The 10,964-nt window shown below is 30.6% G+C and carries 11 protein-coding genes and 1 pseudogene; 9 read left to right on the forward strand and 3 right to left on the reverse strand.

Annotation, left to right across the window (positions count from 1 at the left end; translation table 11 throughout):
* The first annotated feature begins 2 nt into the window (after window positions 1-2).
* Complete coding sequence (clpA, locus tag I6U51_RS01770) at window positions 3-2,252, forward strand: ATP-dependent Clp protease ATP-binding subunit ClpA (RefSeq protein WP_211140886.1); 2,250 nt, start codon at window positions 3-5, stop codon at window positions 2,250-2,252.
* Window positions 2,253-2,328: 76 nt separating this feature from the next.
* Window positions 2,329-3,018, forward strand: coding sequence for a Crp/Fnr family transcriptional regulator (locus I6U51_RS01775; RefSeq protein WP_211140887.1), 690 nt, complete (start codon window positions 2,329-2,331; stop codon window positions 3,016-3,018).
* Window positions 3,019-3,198: 180 nt separating this feature from the next.
* Here the strand turns inward: I6U51_RS01775 and I6U51_RS01780 are convergent, their stop codons facing one another.
* The gene (locus tag I6U51_RS01780; protein WP_211140888.1) at window positions 3,199-3,678 is read right to left on the reverse strand and encodes an MgtC/SapB family protein; all 480 of its coding nucleotides are present in this window, start codon (window positions 3,676-3,678) and stop codon (window positions 3,199-3,201) included.
* Window positions 3,679-3,774: 96 nt separating this feature from the next.
* On the opposite strand from I6U51_RS01780, the gene I6U51_RS01785 reads away from it, so the two are divergent.
* The 6 genes from I6U51_RS01785 to asrC all read left to right on the forward strand — a co-directional run bounded on the left by I6U51_RS01785 (window position 3,775) and on the right by asrC (window position 8,473).
* Entirely contained in the window at window positions 3,775-4,107 is a 333-nt protein-coding gene (locus tag I6U51_RS01785) for a L,D-transpeptidase (protein ID WP_211140889.1), read from the forward strand.
* Window positions 4,108-4,247: 140 nt separating this feature from the next.
* Window positions 4,248-4,637, forward strand: coding sequence for a hypothetical protein (locus I6U51_RS01790; protein WP_211140890.1), 390 nt, complete (start codon window positions 4,248-4,250; stop codon window positions 4,635-4,637).
* Between the two features lie 260 nt (window positions 4,638-4,897).
* The gene (locus tag I6U51_RS01795; RefSeq protein ID WP_211140891.1) at window positions 4,898-5,674 is read left to right on the forward strand and encodes a formate/nitrite transporter family protein; all 777 of its coding nucleotides are present in this window, start codon (window positions 4,898-4,900) and stop codon (window positions 5,672-5,674) included.
* Window positions 5,675-5,718: 44 nt separating this feature from the next.
* Window positions 5,719-6,720 (forward strand): anaerobic sulfite reductase subunit AsrA, encoded by a 1,002-nt coding sequence (gene asrA, locus I6U51_RS01800; protein ID WP_211140892.1) that lies wholly within the window; start codon window positions 5,719-5,721, stop codon window positions 6,718-6,720.
* Window positions 6,721-7,512 carry an anaerobic sulfite reductase subunit AsrB gene (gene asrB, locus I6U51_RS01805; protein WP_211140893.1) on the forward strand — a complete coding sequence of 264 codons (792 nt, stop codon included), beginning with the start codon at window positions 6,721-6,723 and terminating at the stop codon, window positions 7,510-7,512. It abuts the gene before it with no gap.
* Between the two features lie 13 nt (window positions 7,513-7,525).
* Entirely contained in the window at window positions 7,526-8,473 is a 948-nt protein-coding gene (asrC, locus tag I6U51_RS01810) for a sulfite reductase subunit C (protein ID WP_211140894.1), read from the forward strand.
* A gap of 143 nt (window positions 8,474-8,616) precedes the next feature.
* Here the strand turns inward: asrC and I6U51_RS01815 are convergent.
* Window positions 8,617-9,078: pseudogene (locus tag I6U51_RS01815) on the reverse strand (ribonuclease H-like YkuK family protein).
* A 441-nt stretch (window positions 9,079-9,519) separates the two neighbouring features.
* Window positions 9,520-9,831 (reverse strand): hypothetical protein, encoded by a 312-nt coding sequence (locus tag I6U51_RS01820; RefSeq protein WP_211140895.1) that lies wholly within the window; start codon window positions 9,829-9,831, stop codon window positions 9,520-9,522.
* Window positions 9,832-10,148: 317 nt separating this feature from the next.
* Between I6U51_RS01820 and I6U51_RS01825 the strand changes: the two genes are divergently transcribed.
* Entirely contained in the window at window positions 10,149-10,907 is a 759-nt protein-coding gene (locus I6U51_RS01825; RefSeq protein ID WP_211140896.1) for an epoxyqueuosine reductase, read from the forward strand.
* Window positions 10,908-10,964 lie beyond the last annotated feature (57 nt).

Genomic DNA, 10,964 nt, shown 5'->3' on the forward strand with positions numbered 1-10,964 from the left:
CTATGAGATTAGATGGAATATTAAATGAAGTTATTGCTGCTGCTTATAATGAAGCAAAATATTCAAAGCATGAATATTTTACACCTGAGCATATCTTATATGCATCACTCTTTTTTAAAGAGGGAAGAAATATGATAGAAGGCATTGGAGGAAGTGTAGAAGATTTAAAAAGTGATTTAGTTAAATACTTTAATGAGAATATTGATCTTATAGATGAAGGTGAACCGCTGGAGACTATTGGGGTTCAAAATATAATATCTTCTGCAGGGGAACATGTTTTAGCAGCAGAGAAAGATATCATTAAGCTTGGAGATATTTTTATATCCATATATGACGAATCGGAGAGTTTTGCTAGTTATTTTTTGAAAAAGCAGGGTATAAGAAGATTAGATATTTTAAATTATATAACTCACGGAATATCTGAACTTGACTTTGAAGTGGTGGAAGATGATGGTGAAGAGTTTGATATGCTGTTAGATGAAGAAAAAGTGAGCAGCAAATCAATACTATCTGAGTTCACCGTTGAGCTTACAGAAAAAGCAGAACAAGGGAAATTCGATTCTTTGATTGGTAGAGAGGATATATTAGATAGAACTATCCAAGTTTTATCAAGAAGACTTAAAAATAATCCTATACACGTAGGAGATCCAGGGGTAGGCAAAACTGCAATAACAAAAGGATTAGCAAAATTAATAGCAGAAAATAAAGTGCCTAAATTACTTCAAAACAGTAAAATATATTCCATTGATTTAGGTGCTATGCTTGCCGGAACAAAATATAGAGGCGATTTTGAAGAGAGAATCAAAAAAGTACTTAAAGGTATTGAGAAGGAAGAAAGACCTATTGTTTATATAGATGAGATCCACACAATAATAGGAGCTGGATCTGTTTCAGGCGGCTCCTTAGATGCTTCTAATATCCTTAAGCCTTTTTTAACTGAAGGAAAAATAAGATTTATTGGATCTACCACATATGATGAATATAAAAAAGTTTTTGAAAAAGATAAAGCATTATCTAGAAGGTTTCAAAAGATTGAGGTGTCAGAACCGTCTATAGAAGAAACTTATAGAATTTTATCTGGAATTAAGGAAAACTATGAAGAATTTCATAATGTTAAATATACAAAGGAAGCAATAAATGCAGCTGTAGAGCTTTCTGCAAAATATATTAATGATAGATACCTTCCAGACAAGGCCATTGATGTCATTGATGAAGTAGGGGCTTATGTTAGACTTCACTCAGAAAATGAAGATACAGTTACTATTAACTCTGATGATATAGAAAAAATTATTTCTTTTATAGCTAAGATACCTGAGCAAAGTGTTTCTTCCAACGAATTAGAATTAATTAAAGGTCTAGAGAGAAACTTAAAGGAAAAAATATTTGGTCAAGATAAGGCTATAGAAACTATTGTAAGTGCCATTAAAAGATCACGAGCGGGATTTAATGATGATAATAAGCCAGTTGCAAACTTATTGTTTGTTGGCCCTACAGGAGTAGGAAAAACCGAAATTTGTAAGCAGCTGTCAAAATCATTAAATATTCCATTAATAAGGTTTGACATGAGCGAATATCAAGAAAAACATACCGTTGCAAGGCTTATCGGAGCTCCACCGGGATATGTAGGATATGAAGAAGGTGGTCTTTTAACAGATTCTATAAGAAAAACTCCATATTGCGTACTTCTTTTAGATGAAATTGAAAAGGTTCATCCAGATGTTTTAAACATTTTACTTCAATTGATGGATTATGCTACAGTAACAGACAGTACTGGAAGAAAAACAGATTTTAGGAATGTAATATTAATCATGACTTCTAATGCAGGAGCCTCTTCTATTGGAAAATCCCTTATGGGCTTTGGAAATAGAAAAGTACACTTTGATGCTATCGATGCAGAAGTACAGAAAGTATTTTCTCCTGAATTTAGAAATAGATTAGATGAAATAATTGTATTTAATAAAATGGATGAAGATATGGCTAGGTTGGTAGCTAGAAAAGCCATAGGTGAATTTGAAGAGAAATTAAAAGCTAAAAATATAACAATACATGTAACAGAAGATTGTTATGCATGGCTTGCTCAAAAAGGACTTAATTCAGAGTATGGAGCGAGAGAAATAAATAGAGTAGTTCAACAGGAAATTAAGCCTTACTTTGTAGATAAAATATTGTTTGAAGAAATATCACAAAATGATAAAATAATTGTAGATGTTAAGGATGAAAAAATTATAATATTTAATGAAGACCAAAAGTAATGATATTAAGCTTGATAAATACTGCATACTACCTTGGTAGTGTGCAGATTTTCTGTAATTCAAAGGAGACGTCATTATGAGTAAAGTTACATATGACGATTTCAATCAGCTAACTATATTTAATAATTTAGATGAAACAACTAGGAAAGAGCTAAGATTGAAATCCTCAAAAATAAAATTGAAAAAAGGACAAATACTATTTTCAGAAAGAGACGATGTTGATAAGATATATATAGTTTTAAGTGGAAAAGTAACCATGTTTAGAAATTCAGAAGAAGGTCAAAAAAGAGTAATTTATATTCTTAGTAGTGGAGAATTTATAAATGAAGTTATTTTTGATAACGTATCTGCATCGATAAATTGTGAGGCCTTTGAGGATAGCTACATAGTTTATTTAAATAAAAATGATCTTTTGGAAATAATGTCTAAGGACTTTAATTTATCTCAAATTATAATTAACTCAATGTCAAGAAAAATTAGAAGGCTCTACAGGCAGCTCAAAAATACTGTACCAATAAAAATGGATAAGAAGGTAGCGGCAAAGCTCTGGAAACTTTGTAGGGACTATGGAATGCAAACTGAAGATGGAGTTTTGATAAATTTAAATATAAGCATTACCTATCTGGCGGATATGTTAGGCAGTACAAGAGAAACAATTTCAAGGTGCATAAATAATTTCGAAAAAATAGGAATAATAAAATTCTTAGGCAAAAAAATAATTGTAAGAGACCCAGAAGAACTCTCATTGTACTTTAAAGGAAGATAAAAATATCACTTAATTCAATTTTAAAATTTAAAATAGCCTATAAGAAAACCAACATATCCTAGTGTAAAAAACATAAAGGAGATGTTGGTTTTTTGAGATGATTTTTATGAAAAAGAAACTAAACGTTAACGGATTAGCGCAAGAAAAAACTTTTGAAGAAGGATTTAAAGAGTTTATAATTTACTCAAGTTTTTGTTCTTCCTCACTTTCCTTAAGCATATGAAGCTTTTTTATTATATTCTCGCTTTGAAGAGATAACTCTATACCTGCTACTGTTAGTATAACTAACTGAAAATGACCTAATCCAATTGGGATTCCCAGCATGGCAGCTCCAAAAATTCCTGCAGCAGTCGTCAATCCTACGACACCTTCTTCTATATGTTTCGCATCCTTTTTAGTAGTTACATATATAACCCCACCTGCTAAAAAGCCTACCCCAGTTAGTATATTTGATATCAACCTAGTAGGATCTTTAGCACCAGGTAGTTCAGCAAATCCATAGGCTGATACTATTGTTAACATAGTACATATAACCGTTATAATTGCATGGGTTCTTACTCCTGCTGCTTTGTGAAATTTCATTCGTTCTAATCCTATTATACCGCCAACAATAATAGCAACAAATATTCTAATAGCTTGATCTAATATACTTAAGTCCAAAACTAACACATCCTTTATAATTATTTTTATTTTCCCTATACAATTTATTATTAATACATATATCGATGAATAAATTGTATTAATGGAGGTGTTTTAATGTATCGTATTGAGGTTAATACAAGAAGGCGGATATTAAAATTATTCAAAAACAATGTTTTAATAAAACAGTATCCAGTTGCTGTTGGTAAACCTAGTACTCCTACTCCTTTAGGTCATTGGAAAATTACTATGAAGGGTTTATGGGGAGAACAATTTGGTGGACATTTCATGAGGCTTAATGTCCCTTTTGGAATCTATGGTATTCATGGAACTGACATTCCTTCGTCAATATCAAAAGCAATCAGTCATGGGTGCGTTCGTATGAATAGTAGTGATGCAAAGGAACTATACGATACTGTTCCCATTGGAACACAAGTAGATATTTACTAATGATTATTTTCACATAGTACTTTACGGATAGATAAAAAAATATACACACAATAAATGCCAATTCAATATAATACTAATGTGAAGAAAAATAATAATGTGTCACATTACAATTATATTAAATTGGAGGGGAACACACTTTTATGAAAGTATTAGTTAATTTTTATCTGTTATCAGAAGATGTAGATGATAGTTATGAAGATTTAGTAGAGGGAATTGAAGCTGACAACCCAATATATTTATCATTACAAACAGGGGATGTAGTTGTACTTCCTGGTAATAATGATCTAGAGTTTGTTATAAGTAAAATAGTTAAAAATCTATCCAACCAACAGATGGATGTATATGTATCTAAATTGAAAGGCGCTGAAGAAATATTTGATGAATTAGAATCCTTTGCAAGTAAAACTCTTCAAACGATGTTTGGTTCAATAAAAGCAAGCATCGATGATATTGGTAAAAACAAAGTTGAAGAAAAGAATGGCATATACTTAAAGGAGATTAAGTTTAAGGAGCTTGATGAAGATAATTAATATAAATTAGAAATGGAAGCTCCTTTTCGATTTCTCAAAGGAGTACACGCTGTGTAAGCGACCATATCAAAATCAAAGATTTTGGATGCCTGCTTAAGATTTTGCTTCTCTGCTCATTGGAAGAGCTGTCTTTATTTATGACAGCTCTTTTTATATTTAAATTCTTTAGTGAATTATTTAATAATTGTGATGATTATCACATTATTTTTTTAACAAACATGTTATGTTAAATATATAACGAGTAGGAAAGGGTGTTAATGATGTTTAAAGAAGAAATTAATAAAATAGGTGAGGCATCTATTAAAAAAGCTACTTTTCTTAAAAATAGCAAAAGTAGATATGTAATTGCATCTGCTTTAGCAGGAATGTTTGTTGGCTTTGGAATCTTATTAATTTTCACTATTGGAGGCATATTGTCCTCAGCAAATTCACCGGCCACTAAAATAGTCATGGGAGTTTCTTTTGCTATCGCTTTAAGTCTTGTTATTATGGCAGGATCAGAGCTATTTACAGGAAACAATATGGTGATGACCATTGGAGTTCTAGAGAAGAAAGTTACATGGAAATCTTTGTTTAGTGTATGGTTCTTTAGTTATGTTGGAAATCTTATAGGAGCAATTATATTAGCTGCATTATTTGTATATTCAGGACTTTCTAAAGGAGCAACTGCAGATTTTATAATTAAAGCCTCTGCAGCAAAAATGTCAGCTCCATTTATAGAACTTGTAATAAGAGGTATTTTATGTAATATTCTTGTTTGCTTAGCTGTATGGTGTTCTTTTAAGTTAAAAGAGGAAACAGCAAAACTTATCATGATTTTCTGGTGCTTGTTTGCATTTATAACCTCAGGTTTTGAACACAGCGTTGCTAATATGACACTTTTATCAATATCAGTAATGATACCTCATAAGGCTGTAGTATCCTTAAGTGGATTAGCATATAATTTAACAGCAGTAACATTAGGTAATATCATTGGTGGAATGATATTTGTAGCATTTGCATATTGGTATGTTTCTAATGATAAGTGTAAGTTATAAAAGATTAAGGATAATATGGCTGTATAAGCATAAGGAGGGTTAACATGGGTTTTATAATGAACCACAGTAAGTTTAATGATTTTCTAGAAAAGATAGGGCAGGAATATAAAATATATGCGCCAGTACTTCTAGAAGGAAAAGGAACATTTTCAGATACAGATACAATAAGATATGGTCAAGTTACAAGTATTGATCAGATAGTCTTTAACGAAAAATCACAGTTCTCACCAAAAGAAATTATTCTTCCAATTACTCAAACCTTATTCTATTTTACAGAAGACAGTATAACAGAACCTAAAGTAGAGGATAAAAGAATTCTAATCTTCTTAAGAAGTTGTGATATACACGCTATAAAAAGATTAGATCAAATTTATTTAAATAATGGTTATGAGGACTCTTATTATAGAAAATTAAGAGATAAAGTAAAATTTGTGCTTATGGAATGTAAAAATAGTTTTGAAAACTGTTTTTGTGTGAGTATGGGCAGTAATACAACAAATGAATACGATTTATTTGTAAGAGAAAGTAACGGACAAGTATCTATAGAATGTAAAGATGAAAGCTTCGATGAATACTTTAAAGGAATGGAAGAAGTTCCGGTAAAACCAACATTTATAGATTCTAATGAGACAAAAGTAAATATACCAGAGAATTTAGACCAAAGAGTATTCAATTGGGAAGGATGGAAGGAGTATTCATCAAGATGTATAGCTTGTGGAAGATGTAACACTGTATGTGGAACATGTACATGCTTTACTATGCAGGATATATTCTACAAAGATAACAAGAATACCGGTGAAAGAAGAAGAGTGTGGGCGTCTTGCCAAGTAGATGGGTACACAGACATGGCCGGGGGACATAGCTTTAGAAAAGATAAGGGCGACAGAATGAGATTTAAAGTCATGCATAAGGTTTATGATTTTAATAAAAGATTTGGCTACCATATGTGCGTAGGCTGTGGAAGATGTGACGACATTTGTCCTGAATATATATCTTTTTCAAATTGTGTTAATAAGTTAAATAAAGCAATGGAAGAGGTGGAATAAATGGAAAATATATATTTACCTACACTTAGTAAAATAATTAGTATAACTCCACATACGGATATAGATTACACTTTTAGAATGGAATATAGAGGTGAAGTAAAACCAGGACAATTCTTTGAAGTTTCTGTACCAAAATACGGAGAAGCACCTATATCCGTATGTGGTATTGGTGATGGATATGTAGATTTAACTATAAGACGTGTAGGTGTAGTTACTGATGTAATTCATACATTTTTTCCAGGAGATAAGCTTTTTATAAGAGGACCTTATGGAAATGGATTTGATATAAATGAATACAAAGGTAAGGAACTTATTATAGCGGCTGGAGGAACAGGACTAGCTCCTGTGAAAGGTATAATAGATTATTTTAGTGAGCATATAAATGAAGTGAAGAAATTTAATGTTCTTATGGGATTTAAATCTCCACAAGATATATTATTCAAAGATGATATACAAAGATGGAGTGAAAATATTAACACTACTTTAACTGTAGACAAAGGAGAAGAAGGTTATACAGGAAATGTAGGTTTGATAACTAACTATGTAAAGGATTTAAAGATCGATAGTATAGAAAGTGCACAGGTTATAGTAGTTGGACCACCAATAATGATGAAGTTTACCGTAGCGGAATTTATTAAAAAAGGAATAAAAGAGGAAAACATCTGGGTATCATATGAAAGAAAAATGTGTTGTGGTGTTGGAAAATGCGGCCATTGTAAGATAGATGACACGTATATCTGTTTAGAAGGTCCAGTATTTAATTACGTTGCAGCTAAGAGTTTGATTGATTAAAGGGGGGAGCGTTATGGATATCAATACAAAAGTCCTTAAAAAGAATGCCTTTAGAGTAACAAAAGAAAGAGGAAAAACCGCTATAAGAATAAGAGTTCCTGGTGGACATATGGAGGCAAAGCATTTTGCAATTCTTCAAAAAGTAGCAGAGGAATTTGGAAATGGAACAGTGCATATAACTACAAGGCAAGGTTTTGAAATACCAGGGATAGATATGAAGCATATCCCAGAGATAAATAAAATAATTCAACCAGTTATAGAAGGATTAGAAATAAATCAGATTAATCCTAAAACAGGATATCCAGCGTCAGGTACAAGAAATGTATCTGCATGTGTAGGAAATAGAGTTTGTCCTTTTGGTAATTACAATACTACTGCTTTTGCAAAAAGGATAGAGAAGGCTATATTCCCTAATGACTTTCATGTAAAAGTAGCTCTTACTGGATGTCCAAATGACTGTATAAAATCTAGAATGCATGACTTTGGAATTATTGGGATGACAGAGCCTCAATATGATAGCTATAGATGTATAGGTTGTAAGGCTTGTGTAACGAACTGTGAAAAGAGGGCCACAGGAGCACTAAGTTTTGAAAATTTCAAAGTGATAAGAGATCATGATAAATGTATAGGCTGTGGAGAATGTATTGGAAAGTGCCCAACAGGAGCATGGACAAGAAGTAGGGAAAAATATTACAAGTTAGTGATAATGGGCAGAACAGGAAAGAAAAATCCAAGACTTGCTCAAGATTTTATTAAATGGGTAGATGAGGAAAGCATTATAAAAATAATTCTTAACACCTACGATTATATAAGAGAATATATAGATAAAGAGGCACCAGGAGGAAAGGAACATATAGGTTATATTGTTGATAGAACTGGTTTCCAAGAGTTTAAGAACTGGGCCTTAAAAGATGTAAATTTAGGGCCTAAAGCAGAATTAAAAGAAAATATTTATTGGTAATTTATATTAAATAGCGGCAAGCAACCTTCTAAAAATACTTTAGGAGGTTGCTTTTTTACAAAACAATATGGTATGTAAATAGTAAAATTAAATGGCAGCAAGCTATTGATAATCAGGCTGCCATTTAGTAATTTATTAAAGAGTTATTTTGAGTACTTATTTGCAATGCTAGAAGCTGCATATGAATATGGTTTTACATTACAATCAAACCCACAACTTTTAACCCAACCTAATATCTCTGGTATCATTTTTGATGTTAAACCATCATCACCTATGTCAACATGTATACTCATATCACATTTAAAATCTTCTTTATCGAATTTTTCTGATAACCTTTGAGCTAGTTCAATACTCAAACTGGTTTCATAAAAAATTTTTTACTGCAAATTTGATATTTTATCTACATGTTTAATATCGTAAAAGAATATACCGCCATTTCCAACTTTCCAAACTGCCACTACAACGACAACTTTAGTTACATCAAAATTTTGAGAATCTGTTCCTATAGATATTTTGTATTTGCAGTTTCTATCGCTTTGGATATAATTTTTAATAATTTGACTCATTGCTTTAAAAGATACATCTCCATATGTGATACTTTTCATAAAATATCTCCCTTCAGATTTATTTTTAAAGCTGTATCGCAATAGTGGATAATAAATGCTATTATATTTATTATATTGTGTGTTTGTTAATTTTGATTTATGATAATATATATAATTTTTTAAGTAAATGTTAAATTCACATAGCCATATTTTTGAACAACTGACAAATTAGCTGTTTAAAGGTTTTTATAGTAACATATTAAATATTATGTAAATTAGAAAAATGTAAAATAACTTACAAACAAGAAAATTATGAAAGATAAAAATTTAGTAATACATCAACAACAATAAAATTAAGTATATAGGGTTAATATTCTTCAATGTTCATAGAAGTTTAAGCAAAGAATTGTTTTTAAATTACATGAAATATTAAAAGATAGGATAAAAGCATACTAAATAATTGTTCATTAGTATGCTTTTTATGAAGTAAAAGCCTATTAGTTATCCAAAAAAGTCAGGCTCCTCTTTATGATCAGCTCTTATAGCTTTCTGCAAAATAGTAAGGTTAATTCTCTGATTATCATTAAAGAATGGGCAAGGATAACGAGCTCCACATTCTTCGCATTCTAAATATTCATTTGAACAGGTTTGCTCTCTATTATCAAATAAAAAAGGTAGCGCAGATTCATTTTTGCTATTTGAAACTGTATCTGGTGTATTTAATTTATAAGTATAGACATAAGTAGCTTCACGCTTTATATCAAAGTGAGTACTATTACATTTTGGACATACTAAAGATTCGTCAATATTCAATCGACAACACCCTTTCTCAATAATTGCTATATGGAATTTTAAGCAGCTTCTATTTTTATTATTAGATAGTGTAATTTAAATTATTCATAGTTTCCCAATAACTAGTTGCTTTAATACTTTCCTGTACGTTGTTTATCCCATTTCTTTTCAAGGTAACTCTATATAAACTCGTAATGTAATTAATTTTTATATTTCAAAATGATAGAAAATTAATTAATAATATGTAATAATGATTTACAACAGTATATAGATAAGAAATAAAAGGTAAATCTTAAAGTTATAAAACTAAATATAACATAAAAGGGTGGGGGATATAGGTGAAAAAATATATTGAAGAGCTTATAAAAAATTATGTTAATAATTATGGAGACATAAAATCTGTTAAAACTAAATATAGAGAGCCTCTAGTGGCTTTTGCAAATGCAGATGATGAAGAGTTCATTAATTTAAAACATATAGTATCGCCTTCACATATGCTTCCAAAGGATTTTTTAGAAGATGCAAAAACAGTTATTTGTTACTTCATACCTTTTGATAACTCTATAGCATATAGTAATATAAAAGGTAAGGAGAGCTCTGAAGCTTGGGCAGTTGCTTATGTTGAAACGAATGAAATGATGACTAATTTAAACAATTATATTAAGAGTGATTTAGAACAAAAGGGGTATCACTGTAGTGTGATTCCATTAACTTATAATTTCGATACATACAAATTAATAAGTGATTGGTCTCAAAGACATGTAGCTTTTATTTCAGGCTTAGGAACCTTTGGTTTAAATAATATGCTTATTACAGAAAGGGGATGTTGTGGAAGATTTGCAAGTGTAGTTACAAACTTAATTTTGGAGACCTCTGATAAAAGAATAAAGGAACATTGCTTATATAAAGCTAATAATACATGTAAGAAGTGTGTAAAAAGATGTGTAAATGATGCATTAAAAGAGAATCGTTTTGATAGAAAAAAATGCTATGAAATGTGCTTACATAATGATAATCTTTATTCAAATATTGGGGTTTCAGATGTTTGTGGTAAGTGTTTAGTAGATGTTCCTTGTTCCTTTATAAGCCCTACATAGGGAAATAAACTCAAAGCTAATTTATGCTATAATCTAAGTTGATAATTTTTATAATAA

The sequence above is a fragment of the Clostridium aciditolerans genome (genome assembly GCF_016316925.1).
Taxonomy (GTDB): Bacteria; Bacillota; Clostridia; order Clostridiales; family Clostridiaceae; genus Clostridium_AM; species Clostridium_AM aciditolerans.